The 21,377-nt window shown below is 54.6% G+C and carries 20 protein-coding genes, 1 tRNA gene and 1 pseudogene; 15 read left to right on the top strand and 7 right to left on the bottom strand.

Annotated features, from left to right (window positions below):
* The first annotated feature begins 155 nt into the window (after positions 1-155).
* Positions 156-1,394 (top strand): alanine transaminase, encoded by a 1,239-nt coding sequence (alaC, locus tag ACMGG5_RS22740; protein WP_023308710.1) that lies wholly within the window; start codon positions 156-158, stop codon positions 1,392-1,394.
* Between the two features lie 52 nt (positions 1,395-1,446).
* Here the strand turns inward: alaC and ypdK are convergent, their stop codons facing one another.
* A complete protein-coding gene (ypdK, locus tag ACMGG5_RS22735; RefSeq protein ID WP_099458937.1) occupies positions 1,447-1,518 on the bottom strand; it encodes a membrane protein YpdK in 72 nt (23 codons plus the stop codon).
* A 358-nt stretch (positions 1,519-1,876) separates the two neighbouring features.
* Positions 1,877-2,797 carry a kdo(2)-lipid IV(A) palmitoleoyltransferase gene (lpxP, locus tag ACMGG5_RS22730; RefSeq protein WP_090420251.1) on the bottom strand — a complete coding sequence of 307 codons (921 nt, stop codon included), beginning with the start codon at positions 2,795-2,797 and terminating at the stop codon, positions 1,877-1,879.
* A gap of 12 nt (positions 2,798-2,809) precedes the next feature.
* On the opposite strand from lpxP, the gene ACMGG5_RS22725 reads away from it, so the two are divergent.
* From ACMGG5_RS22725 to ACMGG5_RS22715, 3 genes and pseudogenes are all read left to right on the top strand, one after another.
* Positions 2,810-2,947 carry a hypothetical protein gene (locus ACMGG5_RS22725; RefSeq protein WP_159427010.1) on the top strand — a complete coding sequence of 46 codons (138 nt, stop codon included), beginning with the start codon at positions 2,810-2,812 and terminating at the stop codon, positions 2,945-2,947.
* A 639-nt stretch (positions 2,948-3,586) separates the two neighbouring features.
* Entirely contained in the window at positions 3,587-4,084 is a 498-nt protein-coding gene (tssB, locus tag ACMGG5_RS22720) for a type VI secretion system contractile sheath small subunit (protein ID WP_420278549.1), read from the top strand.
* Between the two features lie 83 nt (positions 4,085-4,167).
* Positions 4,168-5,364, top strand: a pseudogene (locus ACMGG5_RS22715) (VasL domain-containing protein); the annotation flags it as partial.
* On the opposite strand, the gene ACMGG5_RS22710 reads toward ACMGG5_RS22715, so the two are convergent.
* Together ACMGG5_RS22710 and ACMGG5_RS22705 are read right to left on the bottom strand one after the other, a co-directional pair.
* Positions 5,327-5,398 (bottom strand) — tRNA-Arg (locus ACMGG5_RS22710). The pseudogene ACMGG5_RS22715 and the gene ACMGG5_RS22710 overlap by 38 nt on opposite strands.
* A gap of 75 nt (positions 5,399-5,473) precedes the next feature.
* On the bottom strand, positions 5,474-6,403 hold the full coding sequence (locus ACMGG5_RS22705) for a formate/nitrite transporter family protein (protein ID WP_048992644.1): 930 nt from the start codon (positions 6,401-6,403) through the stop codon (positions 5,474-5,476).
* Positions 6,404-6,719: 316 nt separating this feature from the next.
* On the opposite strand from ACMGG5_RS22705, the gene mlaA reads away from it, so the two are divergent.
* Positions 6,720-7,472 carry a phospholipid-binding lipoprotein MlaA gene (gene mlaA / locus ACMGG5_RS22700; RefSeq protein ID WP_024907657.1) on the top strand — a complete coding sequence of 251 codons (753 nt, stop codon included), beginning with the start codon at positions 6,720-6,722 and terminating at the stop codon, positions 7,470-7,472.
* Positions 7,473-7,516: 44 nt separating this feature from the next.
* Here the strand turns inward: mlaA and fadL are convergent, their stop codons facing one another.
* A complete protein-coding gene (gene fadL, locus ACMGG5_RS22695; protein ID WP_024907658.1) occupies positions 7,517-8,800 on the bottom strand; it encodes a long-chain fatty acid transporter FadL in 1,284 nt (427 codons plus the stop codon).
* Between the two features lie 372 nt (positions 8,801-9,172).
* Between fadL and ACMGG5_RS22690 the strand changes: the two genes are divergently transcribed.
* From ACMGG5_RS22690 to sixA, 4 genes are all read left to right on the top strand, one after another.
* The gene (locus tag ACMGG5_RS22690) at positions 9,173-9,457 is read left to right on the top strand and encodes a YfcZ/YiiS family protein (protein WP_024907659.1); all 285 of its coding nucleotides are present in this window, start codon (positions 9,173-9,175) and stop codon (positions 9,455-9,457) included.
* Positions 9,458-9,734: 277 nt separating this feature from the next.
* Positions 9,735-11,045: an acetyl-CoA C-acyltransferase FadI gene (gene fadI, locus ACMGG5_RS22685; RefSeq protein WP_090419992.1), complete on the top strand. Its 1,311-nt coding sequence runs from the start codon at positions 9,735-9,737 to the stop codon at positions 11,043-11,045.
* Positions 11,045-13,192 (top strand): fatty acid oxidation complex subunit alpha FadJ, encoded by a 2,148-nt coding sequence (gene fadJ, locus ACMGG5_RS22680; RefSeq protein ID WP_420278547.1) that lies wholly within the window; start codon positions 11,045-11,047, stop codon positions 13,190-13,192. Before fadI ends, fadJ begins: the two co-directional genes overlap by 1 nt.
* A gap of 209 nt (positions 13,193-13,401) precedes the next feature.
* A complete protein-coding gene (gene sixA / locus ACMGG5_RS22675; RefSeq protein ID WP_024907662.1) occupies positions 13,402-13,887 on the top strand; it encodes a phosphohistidine phosphatase SixA in 486 nt (161 codons plus the stop codon).
* A 45-nt stretch (positions 13,888-13,932) separates the two neighbouring features.
* Here sixA and smrB read toward each other — a convergent pair whose 3' ends face one another.
* On the bottom strand, positions 13,933-14,484 hold the full coding sequence (smrB, locus tag ACMGG5_RS22670; RefSeq protein ID WP_008502613.1) for an endonuclease SmrB: 552 nt from the start codon (positions 14,482-14,484) through the stop codon (positions 13,933-13,935).
* A 145-nt stretch (positions 14,485-14,629) separates the two neighbouring features.
* Between smrB and prmB the strand changes: the two genes are divergently transcribed.
* Genes prmB through ACMGG5_RS22640 form a run of 6 tightly spaced genes read left to right on the top strand, consistent with a single transcriptional unit; the run spans position 14,630 to position 19,181 of the window.
* A complete protein-coding gene (gene prmB, locus ACMGG5_RS22665; protein WP_025757143.1) occupies positions 14,630-15,562 on the top strand; it encodes a 50S ribosomal protein L3 N(5)-glutamine methyltransferase in 933 nt (310 codons plus the stop codon).
* Between the two features lie 60 nt (positions 15,563-15,622).
* Positions 15,623-16,708 carry a chorismate synthase gene (gene aroC, locus ACMGG5_RS22660; protein WP_024908934.1) on the top strand — a complete coding sequence of 362 codons (1,086 nt, stop codon included), beginning with the start codon at positions 15,623-15,625 and terminating at the stop codon, positions 16,706-16,708.
* A 2-nt stretch (positions 16,709-16,710) separates the two neighbouring features.
* Positions 16,711-17,535, top strand: a complete 825-nt coding sequence (gene mepA, locus ACMGG5_RS22655; RefSeq protein WP_420278546.1) for a penicillin-insensitive murein endopeptidase — start codon at positions 16,711-16,713, stop codon at positions 17,533-17,535.
* Positions 17,535-18,344: a sulfite exporter TauE/SafE family protein gene (locus tag ACMGG5_RS22650; protein WP_024908936.1), complete on the top strand. Its 810-nt coding sequence runs from the start codon at positions 17,535-17,537 to the stop codon at positions 18,342-18,344. The genes mepA and ACMGG5_RS22650 overlap by 1 nt, the downstream gene beginning before the upstream one ends.
* The gene (locus ACMGG5_RS22645; RefSeq protein WP_024908937.1) at positions 18,344-18,889 is read left to right on the top strand and encodes an elongation factor P hydroxylase; all 546 of its coding nucleotides are present in this window, start codon (positions 18,344-18,346) and stop codon (positions 18,887-18,889) included. The genes ACMGG5_RS22650 and ACMGG5_RS22645 overlap by 1 nt, the downstream gene beginning before the upstream one ends.
* A gap of 13 nt (positions 18,890-18,902) precedes the next feature.
* The gene (locus ACMGG5_RS22640) at positions 18,903-19,181 is read left to right on the top strand and encodes a YfcL family protein (RefSeq protein ID WP_024908938.1); all 279 of its coding nucleotides are present in this window, start codon (positions 18,903-18,905) and stop codon (positions 19,179-19,181) included.
* Positions 19,182-19,238: 57 nt separating this feature from the next.
* Here ACMGG5_RS22640 and mnmC read toward each other — a convergent pair whose 3' ends face one another.
* A complete protein-coding gene (mnmC, locus tag ACMGG5_RS22635) occupies positions 19,239-21,236 on the bottom strand; it encodes a bifunctional tRNA (5-methylaminomethyl-2-thiouridine)(34)-methyltransferase MnmD/FAD-dependent 5-carboxymethylaminomethyl-2-thiouridine(34) oxidoreductase MnmC (RefSeq protein ID WP_420278545.1) in 1,998 nt (665 codons plus the stop codon).
* Positions 21,237-21,377: the final 141 nt, after the last annotated feature.

The following is a 21,377-nucleotide window of genomic DNA, read 5'->3' as shown; positions in this document are numbered from 1 at the left end:
CTTTTTGGCACTGCCGGGTTCCGGTTTTCAGGCGATCGCTTTTTTTTCATTTCCCTCTCGACAGCATGATTTTTTTCAGGTTATTTTCTAAGCATGCCACATCGGTGGCAGCGTCGCTCGGACGGTCCGGGCGCTAACGTTAATCTGAGGAATCTATGGCTGAATTCAGTCCTGAACGCCGTTTTACGCGTATCGATCGTCTCCCCCCTTATGTTTTCAATATCACTGCTGAACTGAAAATGGCTGCGCGTCGGCGCGGCGAAGATATTATTGATTTCAGCATGGGTAACCCTGACGGCCCAACGCCGCCGCATATCGTTGAAAAGCTCTGCACGGTTGCCCAGCGTCCGGATACGCACGGCTACTCAACCTCTCGCGGTATTCCCAGATTACGTCGCGCGATCTCGCGCTGGTATCAGGATCGCTATCAGGTTGATATCGATCCGGAAAGTGAAGCGATTGTCACCATCGGCTCGAAAGAGGGGCTGGCACACCTGATGCTGGCCACGCTGGATCATGGCGATACGGTGCTGGTGCCTAATCCAAGCTACCCGATCCATATCTACGGCGCGGTGATTGCCGGGGCGCAGGTCCGTTCCGTTCCGCTGGTGGAAGGTGTCGATTTCTTTAACGAACTGGAGCGTGCGATTCGCGAAAGTTATCCGAAACCGAAGATGATGATCCTCGGTTTCCCGTCGAACCCAACGGCCCAGTGCGTGGAGCTCGATTTCTTCGAGAAAGTCGTCGCCCTGGCTAAACGTTATGACGTGCTGGTGGTTCATGATTTAGCCTACGCTGACATCGTCTATGACGGCTGGAAAGCCCCTTCCATTATGCAGGTCCCGGGGGCGCGTGACGTGGCGGTAGAGTTCTTTACGCTGTCAAAAAGCTACAACATGGCAGGCTGGCGTATTGGCTTTATGGTGGGTAACAAAACGCTGGTGAGTGCCCTGGCGCGCATTAAGAGTTACCACGACTACGGTACCTTCACGCCGCTACAGGTCGCGGCTATCGCTGCCCTGGAAGGCGACCAGCAGTGCGTTCACGAGATTGCCGCCCAGTATAAGCGCCGCCGTGACGTGCTGGTAAAGGGCTTGCATGAAGCAGGCTGGATGGTGGAAATGCCGAAGGCGTCCATGTACGTCTGGGCGAAAATTCCGGAGCCGTACGCGGCGATGGGATCGCTGGAGTTTGCCAAAAAGCTGCTGCAGGATGCGAAGGTGTGTGTGTCACCGGGCATTGGCTTTGGTGATTACGGCGACACCCATGTGCGATTTGCCCTGATTGAAAACAGCGATCGTATCCGTCAGGCGGTGAGGGGCATCAAGAGTATGTTCCGGGCCGACGGTCTTCTCACTTCAAAGAGCGTCGCTGAACATCCCGCGTCGTCATGACATAAAAAAACAGGAGCCGATGGCTCCTGTTTTTTTGACTGCATGTTCTTCACTAGATCATCAGGGCAAAGGTTCCGGCCCAGACTAAAACAATCACCGAAATGCCCATAAAGAAATATTTCACGTTTCATCGCTCCGCGTATCTTGTGGTACGCATTTAAAAACAGAGTCCACCTGATTATAGAGAACTGAAATCCGGTCAAAACGAAAATGAGAATTTTCCCGTTACGCCGTTAACTCCAGTTCAGAATTCTGTGCTTTCCTGTTGCCAGACGGCGCTAATGTACGCCTAAAAATGAGGGGTGACAAGAGGCATTTTTTTAAATAATTTCCGTTACTTACGAGTGTCGTGGAACGGCGACAGTTTGATTTCGCATCGCAATAAATTCACTTTGGGCGACGCAATGAAAGAGGGCTTCTCAACGGGATGACAGGTGATTGAAAAGGTTAGTTTCTTAGCGAAACTAACCTTCCTGAAAGACTTAAATATAGAGAGAGGCTTCGCCAAGAGGGCGGGTTTTGAAACGGCGATGCATCCACAGATACTGCTCTGGCGCACGCATGATTTCAGTTTCGATGACTTTATTGATAAACGCTGCGGCTTCGCACTCGTTTTCCGGATAGTTAGCCATTTCAGGGGAGATGTGCAGACGATAGCCTGACTTATCTGCTTTTCTCACCATCGTCACGGTCAGCATGGAGGCGCCTGACAAACGAGAAATGACAAAGGTGCCGTTAGTCGTAGCAACATCTTTAACCGCAAAGAAAGGCGCAAAGCTGCTGCCTTTACGTCCATAATCCTGATCGGGTGCAAACCAGACGGCTTCACCTTTCTTCAGGGCACCGACCATGCCGCGCAGGTTGTTACGGCTGATCATCGCCTTATTGGAACGCATGCGGCCTCGCGTCTGTACCCACTCCATTAGCGCACTGTTGTGGGGTCTGTAGGTTGCCATCATTGGCTGACAAAGCCCCATCACGCGGCCGCCCAGCTCCAGCGACATAAAGTGAACGCCAACGACCATCACGCCGCGTTTTTGCATCTGCGCGCGCTTAAGATTATCCAGGCCTTCCACGTCAAACCACTTGCGGACACGCTCATCCGGCCAGAACCAGGCCATGCCGGTTTCAAGCAGCGCCATGCCGATAGACTTAAAGTTTTCAGCGATGAGCTTCTCGCGCTCTTCGGCATTGTACTGCGGAAAGCAAAGCTCAATATTTTTACGCGCGATGGATTCGCGACGTTTCAGGAAGAAGCGGGAAGCGCTGCCCAGTTTCGACCCCAGCAAACGCAGTACAGGGTACGGAAGTTGAACCAGCAGCCAGAGAACGCCAAGACCAAACCATGTAAACCAGTAACGCGGGTGTAAAAACGCGCGTTGAAATTTGGATTGAGACAAAATAGTAAAACCTATGTGAAGCCTGTAAAGGTAGCGCAGAGTTTGCGATACGACGTGCCGATAAGACCGTTCTTCAAGGTGATGGTTGCAGGCTTTACCGAACTTTACGGCGTTGCCTGGCCACTGCTGATTTGGGCGGGCGGCGTAATGTAGCACCGTTATACGATATGTGCTATTACTCGTTTTTGATTAAAAAAGCGGCAGTTAGGAAGGTGATTGATTTTACAGATTTTATAGGCAGTCGCATGAAAGCGCCTTTCCTGCCTGAGCGAAAGGCAAAAGCGTTAGCGCTCAGAGGGAAGGCGTAAAGAAAAAAACGGCATAGTTGATTTGCGCCAAATTAAACATTTACGCCTTTATTTATTCCTCCGCATAATAAATAAGAATTTTCTTCGTGAAAATTCTTAAGCGTTATTCATACCATCAATGGAATAGTCATCTGCTTTCATCCATTCCTGTCTTCTTTTAATCGTGCCGCAATAAGATATTGTCGTTCTTTCGCGCTTTTTGACGTAATGCTGTGATGCAAATCAAAACAAGATGTTTTTATAAACATCTCTCTGGCTACAACCCCTTCTGCGATACAAATATTCGATTTGTGCGAAAAGAGCAGTTTCTTTTCCTGATTTAGTTGGCCTATTTACGATAATGTCTTAGTGGAAAATTCTTAAGAAAATTCTTGTTTCGGATTAATGATCTGTGTATTTGATTTTGTTCCGATCATTATTCTATTATTGCGCATCAAGAACGATACCGTGAAGTTGGCATAGCAAAACAAAGAGGGATGATTAGATGGCTGACAGTTTTCAGAATGAGGTGCCTAAGGCACGTATTAACCTGAAGCTTGATCTGCATACTGGCGGGGCAAGCAAGAAAATGGAATTGCCATTGAAATTACTGGTTACAGGTGATTTCAGTAATGGGCGGGAGTCTTCTTCAATATCTGATCGTGAAAAAGTTAACATCACGAAAAATAATTTCGATAGCGTTCTTTCCGAATATTCCACAAAAGTTAATCTGGCCGTTAAAAATACGCTGTCTGACGATGGTGGTGAGGACAACATTCAGCTGACTTTCCAGAGCATGAAAGATTTCACGCCAGAGCAGGTGGCAGCCCAAATTCCACAGCTGAAGGCGATGCTGGCGATGCGCAACTTGCTCCGCGATCTGAAAGCCAACCTGCTGGATAACCAGACTTTCCGAAAAGAGCTGGAGAAAATCGTTCTTGACCAGTCACTTAGTGCTGAGTTGCGAAATGAACTATCCGCACTGGCTTCAAAAAAACCTTAACCATCATGCTGTTTTAACGGATTAATCAAGGAATGCTCATGTCTGTACAAAATAATACTGCTGGCGGGGAAAGCGTGGTGGCTGGCATGAACGAAGGGCTAGCGATTCTGGAGGCCCTGATTAGCCACCAGTGGGACGTTTTCTGGCCGAAGACGCTACACGCTCGTATGGAAATCCTGAGCAGCCTGAGCCAGCGCCTGCAGCAGTGCATGCGTATGCTTCCATTCAACAACAACCGTCTTAGTGAGTTGTATAGCGCTGAAGCGTTGCTTACCCGCCTGAGTGCGGTGCTCCGGCGCCTTGAGCTCAAACACCTTAGCCAGTTCGATACGTTACGAACGTTGATACGTTCAAATGCCGAACGGCTGGAAAACAGTAATGACGCATCAGATTTGAATGCGAGCATAATGCCCGGTCGCGAATTACCTCTGGAGAGGGCAGAACCGAGTGACGAAGTGAAATGGGTTTATGTTGTGCAGCCGGAAAATCAGCCGAATGCAGAGGATCGTGCGACAGCGCATGGGGCTGTCAGACCATGGAAACCCTTTGTCGCCGGGATGTGTTCTATGCTGGTGGTCAGCGTCGCCGTGGCGTGGGGAGGGGGCTTTCTGTCCAGACCCGATCCTTTAACGGCTCAGGCTATTGCCTCGCTGGCACCGTTACCTGAAGCGCTTACACCTGCTCAGCAAGACGCGTTAGCACAGCGAGGCACTTTCCCGTCCACGTTTATCACAGAAACGCAGCAGCAGCTTGCCCGACTGGATAAATTGCCTCCTGACTGGAATATTTCCTACAGCCTTCAGCTGTTAGCGCAACTCCAGGCATTGCGGCCGGAGGAAGCAAAGCCGCTCGCCGTACAGTGGCAGCAAAAATTTAACGCGGCGGCGTTGCCTGCTGAGGCCATGAACAGCTGGTATCAGGGAATGATGAAGCTTCAGCAACTGAGCCACCGGCTGAGTAGTCTGGATGAGCAAAAAGGAAAATACATCACGGTGAGTGAGCTTAAATCGGTGGTTTTTTCGACTATACAGTCATTTAACCAAACAATACCGGCTGAAGAACAACTCAGACGCCTGTCACAGCATCCAACAGGAGGTGTGCTTCCTGAAGCCGAAAAGACCCAGCTGGAGTTGCGTCTTAAACAGCTGGCAACGCGTTACGCTCAAATAAAACGGGATTCTTCTTCGCAGTGTACTCTGCGGTGGACAGGCGAATGTGTTCAACAACGCGTGGAAGTCAAAGTGTCCCCTGCAGGAATCGAACCTGCAACTAGCCCTTAGGAGGGGCTCGTTATATCCATTTAACTAAGGGGACGAGGCGGCACGAGTATAGCCTTATTTACACTATGCGTTAAGCGCATCGCCGCCTGACTGCTCAAAGAGTCACCATTCAGGTCGGTTTTTTTGTCGATTTATCATCATTTTCCCGGGCCTTAAGCTCGGCTTTGCGTTTGTTCGACATGTCGTTACGGATTTGAGCATGGCTTAACAGCGCGAAGATAAACGTTCCGCCGCAGATGTTTCCTGCCAGTGTCGGAAGGGCGAACGGCCAGAAAAAATCGCTCCAGTGAAGCGTACCGTTGAAGACCAGATACAGTATTTCAACGGTACCGACCACGATATGCGTGGTATCAGCCAGCGCAATCAGCCAGGTCATCAGTATGATCACCACAATTTTGGCGCTCCCCGCTGAAGGAAACATCCAGACCATTGTGGCGATGATCCAGCCGGAGATGATGGCATTCGAGAACATCTCCACCGGCGTGTTTTTCATCACATCCATGCCGATTTTTACAAACGCGTCCCGGGTGGGTTCATCAAAGATCGGCATGTATTCAAACGCCCAGGCCGCGATGCCTGTGCCGATGATATTACCCAGCAGGACGACGCTCCACAGACGCATCAATAAACCGAAATTGCCGAGGGTGGGGTTTTGCATTACAGGCAGAACGGCGGTCACCGTGTTTTCGGTAAACAGCTGCTGGCGGGCCATGATGACAATAATAAAGCCGAAGGTATAGCCGAGATTCTCGAGTAAAAATCCGCCGGGCACACCCTCCAGCTGCACATGAAATATCCCTTTCGCAAGCAGAGATGCGCCCATTGAGAGCCCGGCAGCGATGGCTGACCAGAAGAGGGCCATCGCGTCGCGCTCCATCTCCTTTTCACCGTCCTGGCGTATATGTTCGTGGATGGCCATCGCGCGGGAGGGGAGGCGATCTTCATCAATTTCTATCTTCTCGCCGCGCGCTTTCTCCTCGCTTTCAATTTCAAGTTCCTCACTGTTCTCGCCAATTTTTTCTTCGCCCACGTCTTTCATATTTGCTCCCGGAGGTTGATCTTTTTGTTAAGCGTAGCGGCTTTTATCGGAATGCCTGTGGGGATGCTCTTAAATTGGCGGCAATGGCAACAAAGGTGATACATCTCTTTCAAAAGACATTATAAAATTGCCAGCGAAACGAATTCCAAAAGCCAGGCTATGCTGAGATCAGAGTCACGGTGGTTACTGCCCGTAATTGTGCTCATAGACATCGGTAAACGTGCTGTTACAATCGCTTGCACGTTTACAGACGGAGCGTCAACGGCTCCGTTACGGATGGCAATCAACGATAGCCATACTGAACAGGGAGATATTTATGAAACTTCGGCTGTCGGCGCTTGCGCTGGGCGCGACGATGCTTGTGGGCTGCGCCAGCTCCGGTGAGCAAACGGGACGCTCCGATCCTCTTGAAGGATTTAACCGCTCAATGTATAGCTTCAACTACAACGTGCTGGACCCGTATGTGGTTCGCCCGGTGGCAGTAGCATGGCGCGATTATGTTCCACAGCCCGCGCGTAACGGATTAAGTAACTTTACCAGCAACCTCGAAGAGCCTGCGGTAATGGTGAACTATTTCCTGCAGGGCGATCCGTATCAGGGGATGGTGCACTTTACTCGCTTCTTCCTGAACTCCATTCTGGGGATGGGCGGCTTTATTGATGTCGCAGGTATGGCGAACCCGAAACTGCAGCGTGAACAGCCGCACCGTTTTGGTAGTACGCTGGGGCATTATGGTGTCGGTTACGGCCCTTACGTTCATCTGCCGTTCTATGGCAGCTTCACCGTGCGTGATGACGGCGGTGATATGGTCGATACGCTGTATCCGGTTCTGTCGTGGCTGACCTGGCCGCTGTCGGTGGGTAAATGGACGGTGGAAGGGATTGAAACCCGCGCGCAACTGCTCGACTCTGACGGTCTGCTGCGCCAGTCTTCTGACCCGTACATTATGGTGCGTGAAGCGTACTTCCAGAATCATGACTTTATCGCCAACGGCGGTAAGCTGAAGCCGGAAGAGAATCCAAACGCGAAGGCTATCGAAAACGAACTAAAAGATATCGATTCACAGTAAATAAAAAAGGTGAGCAATGCTCACCTTTTTTGATTCCAGTACGATTAGAACGCGTAGTTGAAGTTCGTACCGAACAGCCAGGCTTTACCTTCAGAGGTAAACTCGTAAGGGCCTTCCTGGAACGTCACTTTCTGACCGTGCATATAAGAAACGCCCGCATCGATGGATGCATTCTCGTTGAACGCATATGTCGCGCCTGCACTTAACCAGAAGCGGTCCTGATCCGGAATCGAAATGGAACGCTTGTCTGCCGGAACCGGGCTGTCGTCAAATGCGATACCGGAGCGGAAAGTCCAGTTTTTATCGTAGTAGTAGGTGGTACCCAGCGCAATACGATAGGCGTCGTGGAAGCTTTCATCCTTATAGAACAGCGTTTGACCATTGGTTCCGGTCGCTTTCAGCTCCTGGAACTGGCTCCAGCTGGTATAGGCCAGGCTATAGTGAATAGCCCATTGTGGTGCAACGCGGTTGTAACCGGACACTTCCCACATTTCTGGCAAATGCAGCGACAGTGAACCTGGAACGGTCTGGTTTGACGTTCCCCAAGGAATGGTGGTACCTGCGCCTGGAACCAGGTTGTTCACAGGCTTCAGGATGCCGCTCTTGTAATCGCCGTCGAAGTCAATTTTCACTTCGGAACGATAGGTCAGACCCCAGCGGTTGTTTTTATCCAGTTCGTACAGGATACCGGCGTTCCAGCCATAGCCCCACTCATCACCTTCAAGGCTGGCAATTTTATTGCTGTTTTTTGGCAGGCGAGCAGTCTGTTCCCCGGAATAACGTTCGATTTTGGCATCGGCGTAGACGGCGTCAAAGCCCAGGCCAAAACTCCAGTTATCGTTCAGGCGATACGCACCGCTCAGGTTGAGGTTCAGCGTGGTAAGGTCTGTTTTACCGCCGTATTCACCTGCCGGGTAGTTGTTATTGAACTCGGTAGCAAGGCCGTAGTTAGACGTTACGGATGCACCCCAGCCAAACTGTTCATTGATAGGCGCAACGAAGTGCAGGTTAGGGATCCATGCTGTTGGGGCAATATTGTCCGCTTTAAGACTCGCACCCGTATAAGGCGACTTACCGGAAATGTTTACATCAGGATCGATATAAACCGCACCAGCAGAGAAGGTCGGACGATCAAACATCATGATCAATGCAGGGTTACGACTCGCGTTACCTGCATCATCAGCAATAGCGCCTTCCCCGGAATATGCGCGGCCAAGGCCAGAGGAAGAAAATTCGTTTAACTGAAAGCCCGCTGACCATGCGGAAGTGGAGACGAGTGCCACTGCGACTGCCAGCGCAGTCTTGTTGAACAGGGTTTTCTGGCTCATGACCATAACCTCATTGAGTTATTTTTATTCAATAATTGTTACATACCGTAACAGGAGCGCGAAGTGTAGGGTCTGAGGTATGACAGACAAATCAGACCAGTGGCCAGAGTATAGGTCTGACCAGCCGGAATGTTGCAAGTTTGTTTATTAATATTTTCAAACATGTTTCGTGAAACGAGATCTGGTTGGCAAAATTGTGACCATCGAGACTCACCCAAAAGGGTGGTTTTTGTTTTAGATCATTTTTTAGTGTGATATTGGTCACTTATCCGATTTTGCGCCATTAACGGCTGGAGAGAGCCCGCGCCGGGGCGTAAAATAGCAGCATCGTGTTTATCTCGCGCGCTGCGCGAGTACAGAGGAAATTGAGCTATGAGTAAATGCAGTGCTGATGAAACCCCGGTTTGCTGCTGTATGGATGTTGGAACCATCATGGACAACACCGATTGCACCGCCTCTTACAGCCGCGTATTCACCAACCGTGCCGAAGCGGAAGAGACCCTTACTGCGCTGAGCAAGCGTGCGCGTGACGTTGAATCCGATCCTTGTGAAATCAAGTCTACCTTTACCGAAGTGGAAGGTGGCGTGAAGCTGGACATCGACTTTGTCTTCGCCTGCGAAGCAGAAACGCTGATTTTCCAGCTGGGTCTGCGTTAATTTCTGCGGCCTGATGCCCTCACCCCGACCCTCTCCCACGGGAGAGGGCGCAAACATTAAAAACGGTAACCTACGGGTTACCGTTTTGCTTTTACCTTGCGCACCCGGCAACATACCGCACAAATGCCCCTGCCATGCAGGGGCATTTTCTTTTTCTTCTCTGTGTTTTAGCTCGCACTTTTTCGTTTCCCCGATTGGCTGAATGTAAAAAAATGGTTAAGACTATTATCAGGTCAGACCACTTTGAGTTTGCAAAAATTTTTTACAGGGGAGTGTTATGAGTCAGGCATTACCGCTTATTACCCGTCAGGGCGATCGCATTGCCATAGTCAGTGGATTGCGCACGCCATTTGCGCGTCAGGCAACGGCGTTTCATGGCATACCGGCCGTCGACCTGGGGAAAATGGTAGTGGGGGAGATGCTGGCTCGCAGCGAAATTCCGCCTGAGGTCATCGAACAGCTGGTTTTCGGCCAGGTTGTGCAGATGCCTGAAGCCCCCAACATTGCGCGGGAAATCGTCCTCGGTACCGGGATGAACGTGCATACCGATGCCTATAGCGTCAGCCGCGCCTGCGCAACCAGTTTCCAGGCCGTGGCTAACGTCGCCGAAAGCCTGATGGCGGGGACTATCCGCGCCGGGATTGCGGGCGGGGCGGACTCCTCTTCGGTACTGCCGATTGGGGTCAGTAAAAGGCTGGCGCGTATCCTGGTCGATGCTAACAAAGCCCGTACGACGGGTCAGAAACTCAAACTCTTCTCGCGTTTACGTCTGCGCGATCTGATGCCCGTGCCACCTGCCGTAGCGGAATACTCCACCGGTCTGCGCATGGGCGATACCGCCGAGCAGATGGCGAAAACCTACGGCATTACCCGTGAACAGCAGGATGCGCTGGCGCATCGTTCACATCAGCTTGCGGCAAAAGCCTGGTCGGAAGGCAAGCTGACCGACGAGGTCATGACCGCCTATATTCCCCCCTACCGGGAACCGCTCGCGGAAGATAACAATATTCGCGGCACCTCGACGCTGGCAGATTACGCCAAACTGCGCCCGGCGTTTGACCGCAAGCACGGCACGGTGACGGCGGCGAACAGTACGCCGCTGACGGACGGGGCGGCCGCCGTGATCCTGATGACCGAATCCCGTGCGAAGGAGCTGGGCATTACTCCCCTCGGCTATTTACGCAGCTATGCCTTCACCGCCATTGATGTCTGGCAGGACATGCTGTTAGGTCCGGCATGGTCCACGCCGCTGGCGCTGGATCGCGCGGGGCTGACGCTGGCGGATTTAACCCTGATTGATATGCACGAAGCGTTTGCCGCGCAAACCCTGGCCAACGTCCAGCTGCTGGCAAGCGAGCGTTTCGCACGCGATGTGCTGGGCCGCGCCCATGCTACGGGCGAAGTGGATCAGAGTAAATTCAACGTGCTGGGCGGCTCTATCGCCTATGGTCATCCGTTTGCCGCCACCGGCGCGCGAATGATCACGCAAACATTACATGAACTCCGTCGCCGTGGCGGCGGGTTTGGCCTTGTTACCGCCTGTGCGGCGGGCGGCCTTGGCGCAGCAATGGTTCTGGAGGCTGAATAATGGATATGCCATTTGCATTTAATCTGACGGTTCGCCTCGATAACGTGGCCGTTATCACTATTGATGTGCCGGATGAAAAGATGAATACCCTGAAGGCCGAATTTGGTGTTCAGGTGCGCGCGATGCTAAAGCAGATCCGCGAGAACAAAGCCATTCGCGGCCTGGTGTTTATCTCTGCCAAGCCGGATAACTTTATCGCCGGGGCCGATATCAACATGATCGCCCGGGCGCAAAGCGCGCGGGAAGCCGAAGAGCTGGCGCGTCAGGGCCAGCAGGTGATGGCGGAGATAAACGGCCTGCCGATCCCGGTCATTGCCGCGATCCACGGTGCCTGTCTGGGCGGCGGGCTGGAGCTGGCTCTGGCGTGCCACAGCCGTATATGTACCGACGATCCGAAAACCATTCTGGGCCTGCCGGAAGTGCAGCTGGGGCTGCTGCCTGGCTCCGGCGGAACGCAACGACTGCCGCGCCTGGTGGGCGTCAGCACGGCGCTGGAGATGATCTTAACCGGTAAACAGCTGCGAGCTCGTCAGGCGCTGAAGGCCGGTCTGGTCGATGACGTCGTGCCTCACTCCATTTTGCTGGAGGCCGCGGTTGAGCTTGCGCTGAAAGGGCGTCAGGCAAGACGGCCTCTGCCGGTACGCGAGCGCGTGCTGGCCGGTCCGCTGGGGAGAACGCTCCTGTTCAGCATGGTGGGCAAAAAGACCGAACAAAAAACCAAAGGCAATTACCCGGCGGCAAAGCGGATCCTGGAAGTAATCGAAACCGGGCTGTCGCAGGGCAGCAGCAGCGGCTATGCCGCGGAGGCCAAAGCCTTTGGCGAACTGGCGATGACGCTGCAGTCACAGGCGCTGCGCAGCATCTTCTTCGCCAGCACGGACGTGAAAAAAGATCCCGGTAGCGAGGCGCAGCCCGCTCCGCTGCGTGCTATTGGCGTGCTGGGAGGTGGGCTCATGGGCGGCGGAATCTCTTTTGTTACCGCCAGCAAAGGCAAATTGCCGGTACGAATCAAAGACATTACTCCTAAGGGGATCAACCACGCGCTGCAGTACAGCTGGCAGAACCTTGATCAAAAGGTCAAACGCCGCCATATCAAGGCAAGCGAGCGCGATAAAACCCTTGCGATGATCTCCGGCACGACGGATTACAGCGGTTTTGCGCACCGCGATCTGGTGATTGAAGCCGTGTTTGAGGATCTGGCGCTTAAGCAGCAGATGGTGGCAGACGTTGAGCACCATTGCGCCCCGTATACCATTTTTGCCTCCAACACGTCATCATTACCGATTGGCGATATCGCGGCGAAAGCCGCGCGTCCGGAGCAGGTGATTGGACTTCACTTCTTTAGCCCGGTCGAAAAAATGCCGCTGGTGGAAGTTATTCCACACGCGACCACCAGTCCGCAAACCATCGCCACGGTAGTCAAGCTTGCGAAGAAGCAGGGTAAAACGCCGATCGTGGTCGCAGACAAAGCCGGCTTCTACGTCAACCGCATTCTGGCGCCCTACATTAATGAAGCCATGCGGCTGCTGACGGAAGGCGAGAAGATCGAACATGTCGACGAGGCGCTGGTAAAGTTTGGTTTCCCCGTTGGCCCAATCCAACTTTTGGATGAGGTGGGAATAGACACCGGCACTAAAATTATACCTGTACTGGAGGCGGCTTATGGCGATCGTTTTAGCCCGCCTGCAAACATTGTTTCTGCAATTTTGAAGGACGATCGCAAAGGCAGAAAAAATGAACGCGGTTTCTATCTTTACGGCGCGAAAGGGCGTAAAAGCAAGAAACAGGTCGACCCTTCGGTTTATGGGCTTATTTCGACCATCGGTCAGGGAAAACTGTCCGCTGTTCAGTGCGCTGAACGCTGCGTGATGATGATGCTCAATGAAGCGGCGCGCTGCTTTGGTGAACAGGTGATCAAGAGCGCGCGCGATGGCGACATCGGCGCGGTATTTGGCATTGGTTTCCCGCCGTTCCTTGGCGGCCCGTTCCGTTACATGGATACGCTCGGCGCGGGTGAAGTGGTTGCTATCCTGCAACGTCTGGCTTCGCAATATGGTCCACGGTTTACACCGTGTGACGAATTATTGCAGATGGCGGAACGGGGCCAGACATTTTGGCCTGCAAGGGAAACTGTCCTCGTAAGCTGAGGTCAAAGAAGGGTAAATCCTGAAGTGAATGAACCTGTTCTGGCGATTTTGTAAACAGAGATTGACTATACTTACGCCATTGAGGTAAAAAACAGCGTTTCATTCACCGAATGGATCAGGCACAATGCCCGACCATCGGGTTTTCTACCTCGCAGCATTTATCGCGGGTAGTTAACGCCGGTGATTCTGGTTAACAAAAGCGGTGCAATATGCAAGTTTTTATCATGCGTCACGGCGACGCGGCACTCGATGCCGCCAGTGACTCAGTACGTCCTTTGACCGTCTGTGGCTGCGACGAATCTCGTCTGATGGCGAACTGGCTTAACGGTCAAAAAGTGGACATCGAACGCGTTCTGGTGAGTCCGTTCCTGCGTGCAGAACAGACGCTGGACGTGGTAGGGGAGTGTATGAACCTGCCATCCAGTGTGGATGTTCTCCCTGAACTCACCCCGTGTGGTGATGTCGGCCTTGTCAGCGCCTATCTTCAGGCGCTGTGCAATGAAGGTGTCGCTTCCGCGCTGGTCATTTCCCACCTGCCACTGGTTGGCTATCTGGTATCTGAGCTGTGCCCTGGCGAGACCCCGCCGATGTTCACGACATCCGCCATTGCTAATGTTTCTCTCGACGAAACGGGCAAAGGTGTCTTCAACTGGCAAATGAGTCCGTGCAACCTGAAGATGGCAAAAGCCATCTGACGTGACGTGCGATATGGCGGGGGCAATATGTTTCCCGCCATTCTGTCAGGGTAATTCTGGCGGCTGCCACTCTTCCACTTCAATCAACACCAGCAATGCGGCATCTCCGCCGTACTCTTTGGGTGCCTGATGAAACGCCATCACGTGTGGATGCTGAGCCAGCCACAGCGGCGTCTGCTGCTTGAGGATATGTTTACCGTGGCCATGCATCACGCAGGCGCAAAAAACATGTTCGCGTCGACAGGCGGCGATCAATGCCCCCAGCTCCTGTTTCGCCTGCATCTGCGTTAAACCGTGCAGATCGAGAAACAGCTCCGGCGAATAATCTCCGCGACGTAACTTTTTCAGCTCAAAATGGCTGACGTCTTCGCGTACGTATTTCACCGCACCCTGAGTATTGAGCAGCGGCTGAAATTCATCTGAAAAATAGTGGCTGTTATCCGCCTGCTCCTGCAGCAGACGTTTGACCGGTACTTCGCTGATTTTTTTACGCTGCGGGCGATGGACAATGGTGTCCTGCGCGATTTTACGCGTCCCGGTCATTAGCTGCCGGAAGAGCGCCTGATCCTCCTCGCTGAGCGATGTTTTCTTTTTCATTCGTCATTCTCATCTCGTATTTCCGACAGTGTACCCGACTAAACGCATTTTTTAACCTCAAGCGAGACGCGTCATTGCTGATTTATCGCCGTCTTCATGGCAAACTAGCCGCCGAAAATTATGCGAGCATGCCCTGGAGGAAAGAGTGGATAAAATTTTCGTCGATGAAGCAGTAAACGAGCTGCATACCATACAGGACATGTTGCGCTGGTCGGTTAGCCGCTTCAGCGCCGCCAATATCTGGTACGGTCATGGTACCGATAACCCGTGGGATGAAGCCGTGCAGCTGGTGCTGCCGTCCCTCTACCTGCCGCTGGATATTCCGGAAGACATGCGCACCGCGCGCCTGACCTCCAGCGAAAAACACCGCATCGTTGAGCGCGTGATCCGCCGCGTGAACGAACGTATTCCGGTCGCCTATCTGACCAATAAAGCCTGGTTCTGCGGCCACGAGTTCTATGTCGATGAACGCGTGCTGGTGCCGCGCTCGCCGATTGGTGAGCTGATCAACAACCATTTTGAAGGCTTGATCGGCCATCAGCCGCAGCACATTCTGGATATGTGTACCGGCAGCGGCTGTATCGCCATCGCCTGCGCTTATGCCTTCCCGGAAGCGGAAGTGGACGCCGTCGATATCTCCACCGACGCGCTGGCCGTGACCGAGCACAACATTGAAGAGCACGGTCTGATCCATCACGTCACGCCAATTCGCTCCGATCTGTTCCGCGATCTGCCGACGTTGCAGTACGATCTGATCGTCACTAACCCGCCGTACGTCGATGCGGAAGACATGTCCGATCTGCCGAGCGAATACCGTCACGAGCCGGAGCTGGGTCTGGCGTCAGGATCTGACGGCCTGAAGCTGACCCGCCGCATTCTGGCCTGCGCGCCGGATTATCTGACCGACGACGGCGTTCTGATTTGTGAAGTGGGCAACAGCATGGTACATCTGATAGAGCAGTACCCGGATGTGCCGTTCACCTGGCTTGAGTTCGACAACGGCGGTGACGGCGTCTTTATGCTGACGAAAGCGCAACTGCTCGACGCGCGCGAACACTTCAGCATCTATAAAGATTAATCCAGCGGGCTTCGGCCCGTTTCACAACGCTCAAACACAAACAACAACATCGGAGCCGTGATGGCAGGAAACAGTATTGGACAGTTATTCCGCGTGACCACCTTTGGCGAGTCGCACGGGCTGGCGCTGGGCTGTATCGTTGATGGCGTACCGCCAGGCATCGAACTGACCGAAGCCGATTTGCAGCACGACCTCGACCGCCGTCGTCCGGGCACCTCTCGCTACACTACGCAGCGTCGCGAGCCGGACCAGGTCAAAATTCTCTCTGGCGTCTTTGAAGGACGCACTACAGGCACCAGCATTGGTCTGCTGATTGAAAACACCGATCAGCGCTCCCAGGACTACGGCGCCATCAAAGACGTGTTCCGTCCGGGCCACGCCGACTACACCTACGAACAAAAGTACGGCTTCCGCGACTATCGCGGCGGCGGGCGTTCTTCCGCGCGTGAAACCGCGATGCGCGTGGCGGCTGGCGCCATTGCCAAAAAATACCTGCAGCAGAAATTTGGCATCGTTATCCGCGGCTGTCTGACCCAGATGGGCGACATTCCGCTGGCGATCAAAGATTGGGATCTGGTCGAGCAAAACCCGTTCTTCTGTGCCGATGCCGACAAGCTGGACGCGCTGGACGAACTGATGCGCGGCCTGAAAAAAGAGGGCGACTCCATTGGGGCGAAAGTGACCGTCGTGGCCGACGGCGTCCCGCCAGGCTGGGGCGAGCCGGTATTTGACCGTCTCGACGCCGACATCGCCCACGCGCTGATGAGCATCAACGCGGTGAAGGGCGTTGAGATTGGCGACGGTTTTGACGTGGTATCCCTTCGCGGCAGCCAGAACCGTGACGAGATCACGAAGGCGGGCTTCCAGAGCAACCACGCGGGCGGCATTCTGGGCGGTATCAGCAGCGGGCAGCAGATTATTGCCAACATCGCGCTGAAGCCTACCTCCAGCATTACCGTGCCGGGCCACACGATTAACCGCGATGGCGAAGAAGTTGAGATGATCACCAAAGGACGTCACGATCCGTGCGTGGGGATCCGCGCGGTGCCGATCGCAGAAGCGATGCTGGCGATCGTGCTGATGGATCACTTCCTGCGCCAGCGCGCGCAGAATGCGGACGTGACGACCACCATTCCACGCTGGTAAACATGAAAAAAACCGCAATTGCTCTGCTGGCGCTGTTGGCCAGTGGAGCCAGTCTGGCCGCAACGCCATGGCAAAAAATCATCCACCCGGTGGCGGGGAGCGCGCAGTCCATTGGCGCCTTTTCCAACGGCTGTATCGTCGGTGCCCAGGAGCTTCCTCTCCAGTCTGATACCTATCAGGTGATGCGCACCGATCAGCGGCGTTATTTCGGCCACCCGGATCTGGTGCTGTTCATCCAGCGTCTGGGAAATCAGGTGCATAACCTGGGGCTGGGCACGATGCTGATTGGCGATATGGGGATGCCTGCCGGGGGTCGCTTTAACGGTGGACACGCCAGTCACCAGACCGGACTGGATGTCGATATCTTCCTGCAGCTGCCGAAAACCCGCTGGACCTCCGCCCAGTTGCTGAAGCCGCAGGCGCTGGATCTGGTGGCGAGCGACGGCAAGCGCGTTGTGCCATCCCTGTGGACGCGGGACGTATCCAGCATGATCAAGCTGGCCGCGGAAGATAACGACGTCACGCGGATTTTCGTTAACCCGGCCATCAAGCAGCAGCTTTGTCTGGATGCCGGAACCGATCGCGACTGGCTGCGCAAAGTGCGCCCGTGGTTCCAGCATCGTGCGCACATGCACGTTCGTCTGCGCTGTCCGGCGAATAGCCTGGAATGTGAAGATCAGCCGCTACCTCCGCCAGGCGATGGCTGCGGTGCGGAACTGCAAAGCTGGTTTGAACCGGCAAAACCTGGAACCTCAAAGCCTGAGAAGAAGACACCGCCTCCGTTGCCGCCTTCCTGCCAGGCGCTACTGGATGAGCATGTACTTTAATGGATAATTTCGTCGATCTGTTTATGGTGTCACCGCTGCTGCTGGTGGTGCTGTTCTTCGTGGCCATGCTGGCCGGTTTTATTGATGCCCTTGCGGGCGGTGGCGGGTTATTAACCGTACCCGCGCTGCTGGCGGCGGGCATGAGCCCGGCGCAGGCGCTTGCCACCAACAAGCTGCAGGCCTGCGGCGGCTCGCTCTCGGCGTCGCTCTATTTTATCCGCCGCAAGGTGGTGAGCCTGGCCGACCAGAAGCTCAATATCCTGATGACCTTTATCGGCTCCACGTCGGGCGCGCTGCTGGTTCAGCACGTGCAGTCGGATATTTTGCGCCAGATCCTGCCGGTTCTGGTCATCTGCATCGGTCTCTACTTCCTGCTGATGCCAAAGCTCGGCGAGGAAGACCGCCAGCGTCGTCTGCACGGCCTGCCGTTTGCCCTGATTGCCGGGGGCTGCGTCGGCTTTTACGACGGATTCTTCGGCCCGGGGGCAGGCTCGTTTTATGCGCTGGCGTTCGTGACGCTGGCCGGGTTTAACCTCGCCAAATCGACCGCTCATGCCAAAGTGCTCAACGCGACCTCGAACCTCGGCGGTCTGCTGCTGTTTATCATTGGCGGCAAGGTCATCTGGGCAACCGGATTCGTCATGATGGCAGGGCAGTTCCTGGGCGCACGCGCGGGTTCGCGTCTGGTGTTAAGCAAAGGACAAAAACTTATTCGCCCGATGATTGTCATCGTCTCGGCCGTAATGAGCGCCAAACTTCTTTATGACAGCCATGGACAGGAGATCCTCACCTGGTTGGGGATGAATTAATGAACAGTACGCATCACTACGAACAGCTGATTGAGATTTTCGACGGCTGTTTTGCTGACGATTTTAATACCCGTCTGATTAAAGGCGACGACGAACCGATCTATCTTCCTGCTGATGCAGAGGTTCCGTATAACCGTATCGTGTTTGCGCACGGCTTTTACGCCAGCGGTCTTCACGAGATTTCGCACTGGTGCATTGCGGGGAAAGCGCGGCGCGAGCTGGTGGATTTCGGTTACTGGTACTGCCCGGACGGACGTGATGCCGCCACCCAGGGGCAGTTTGAGGATGTGGAAGTGAAGCCGCAGGCGCTGGAATGGCTATTCTGCGTCGCGGCGGGTTTCCCGTTCAACGTGAGCTGTGACAACCTTGAAGGCGACTTCGAGCCAGACCGTATCGTCTTCCAGCGCCGCGTTCATGCGCAGGTGATGGAATATCTTGAGAAAGGCATCCCGGAACGTCCGGCGCGCCTGATCGAGGCCTTACAGAATTATTACCACACGCCGGCGATAGCGGCGGAATGCTTCCCTTGGCCGGAAGATCTTTAACAGAGGAAAGAAGATGATCGCAGAATTTGAATCACGCATTCTGGCGTTAATTGATGACATGGTGGAACACGCCAGTGATGATGAGCTGTTCGCCAGCGGTTATCTGCGTGGTCACCTGACGCTCGCGGTAGCCGAGCTGGAAGCGGGTGACGATCACTCTGCCGACGCTGTTCACGCTGAAGTCACCCGCAGCCTGGAAAAAGCCATTCTGGCCGGGGAGCTCTCTCCGCGCGACCAGTCACTGGTGCTGGGTATGTGGGACAATTTGTTCCAGCAGGCGAAAGCGAAGTAAGTGTTTCACCACCCTCTCCCTGTGGGAGAGGGACGGGTGAGGGCACCAGGCCGCCCCCTACTTAACCTTCTTCCCCTTCAGCAGTTTCCGTACCCACAAGCGATTCGGATTCAGCCCCGCAAGCGTAACACTGTCCAGCGGAACCGGCTCGTCGCTCATTTGCGCGGCCAACACTTCTGCCAGCAGTGGGGCAGAGCACAACCCGCGAGACCCTAATCCACCCAGCATATACAGCTCCGGATAAACCGGCGCGCTTACCGCGTTATCCCGGTTATCAGCAAGGTCCTGATAGGCCTCAAGCGTTGCCTCATAGTCCGGCACATTTCCCGCCATCGGCAGATGATCGCGGGTGGCACAGCGAACGCCGCAGCGCGCTTCCCCCTCGCTGACGTCAACCTCTTGCGCCCATGCCGCATCCGGGAAACAGTCAATCAGGCGCTGGCGGTTTTGCACCTGATCCGCGTCGCTGTAGCGCATATCCGTTTCGCCACGATGATAGCTGGCCCCGATGCAGTGATGGCCGTTAGACGGATTTTGTGGCGTCAGGTAGCCGTCATAGCACAGCACCTGATGCAGTTTGCTCAGTTCGGGTGCGGAAGGAATATGGCTCACCTGGCCGCCGACCGGATAAACCGGCAACGTTTCTGTCTGGATAAACTGATTGATGTTATGCCCGTTTGCCAGCACAACGCTGGCATGGCTTACCGCTTTGCCATCCGCAAAACGCAGATTCCAGCGCTCGCTTCGGCTCAGCGATTCAACGGTGTGAGCATAATGCGCCGTCAGCCCGCGCGACTGCGCCAGGGAAATGACCGCCGCGGTCAGTTCAGCCGGGCACAGCCAGCCGCCGAGCGGATACTGAATGCCCCCACAGCCGGTTTCCACGCCAGCGGTGGCTGCCATCTCCTGCGCGCTTACCGCGCGGGCAATCTCGCCAGGCAGGCCCAGCGACAGCATCTGCGTGATTTTTTGCTGGCTCTTTTCATCCCAGCCGAGCTGCGTCACGCCGCACCAGTCATGATCGAACGCCACAGGCAGGGCGTCGTAGAGGCGACGAGCAAAGGTAAACGCCGCCGGGAAAAACCGGAACAGGGCCGGGTCGTGCGCGCTTAAAAGCGGATAGAGCGCCCCCTGGCGGTTGCCGGACGCGCCGCTAGCTGGCACATCGTCAGCACAGTAGAGCGTGACCTGCCAGCCACGGTGGAGAAGCGCGAGAGACAGCAGGGCGCTGGCGATCCCCCCGCCGACTATCGCCACCTCACGTGATGCACTGGCGCGGCGTGCAAACCAGGGCGCCTGAGCGGGAACGTCCAGCGTCTGATCCATCCTTCCGACCAGCATGTCGCGCTTGCGGCCAAAGCCTTTGGTCTTCTGCATGGTAAAGCCCGCCTCCTGCAGCCCGCGGCGGACAAAGCCCGCCGAGGTGAAGGTGGCAAGCGTTGCGCCAGGGCGCGCCAGCCGGGCCATCGCGCTAAACAGATGCTGGCTCCACATGTCCGGGTTTTTGGCGGGGGCAAAGCCGTCCAGGAACCACGCGTCGACCTTCTGATTCATCGAATCATCGAGCGTATCGGTCAGGTCATTGATGTCGCCAAGCCATAAATCCAGCGTCACGCGTCCGCCGTCCAGAATCAGACGGTGACAGCCGCCGATGTGAGGCGGCCACTGTGCCTGAAGCTGTTCCGCCCAGGCGGCAAGCTCTGGCCAGCGCTGATGAGCGAGCCGCAGATCGTGCGCGGTGAGCGGGAATTTTTCGAAACTGATGAAATGTAATCTTTGTAGCGTAGCCTCGGGGTGAGCAGCGTGGAACTGGTTAAACGCCTGCCAGAGGGTTAAAAAATTCAGCCCGGTGCCGAATCCACTTTCCGCGACCACAAACAGGCTCCGCGGGTGCGCCGGGAAGCGGGTGCTGAGCTGGTTTCCGTCGAGGAAAACATAGCGAGTTTCTTCGAGTCCGTTATCATTAGAAAAATAGACGTCATCAAAATCTCGGGAAACAGGTGTACCCTCAGCGTTGAATTCGAGGTTGGCGGGTTGTATAGCGTTTTGTTTCACGTAAGTTACTCGTCTGACAGGCAGTGGCACGATCTTAACGATGTGAGTCCATCGGTGCAAATTTCCGCAGAAAATGTCTGATCGGACTTGTTCGGCGTACAAGTGTACGCTATTGTGCGACTCGAAACTTACTATAGTGCG

It is taken from the genome of Enterobacter sp. BNK-34 (genome assembly GCF_048684445.1).
GTDB lineage: Bacteria > Pseudomonadota > Gammaproteobacteria > Enterobacterales > Enterobacteriaceae > Enterobacter > Enterobacter pseudoroggenkampii.
This window is presented reverse-complemented; position numbering and strand designations above follow the sequence as displayed.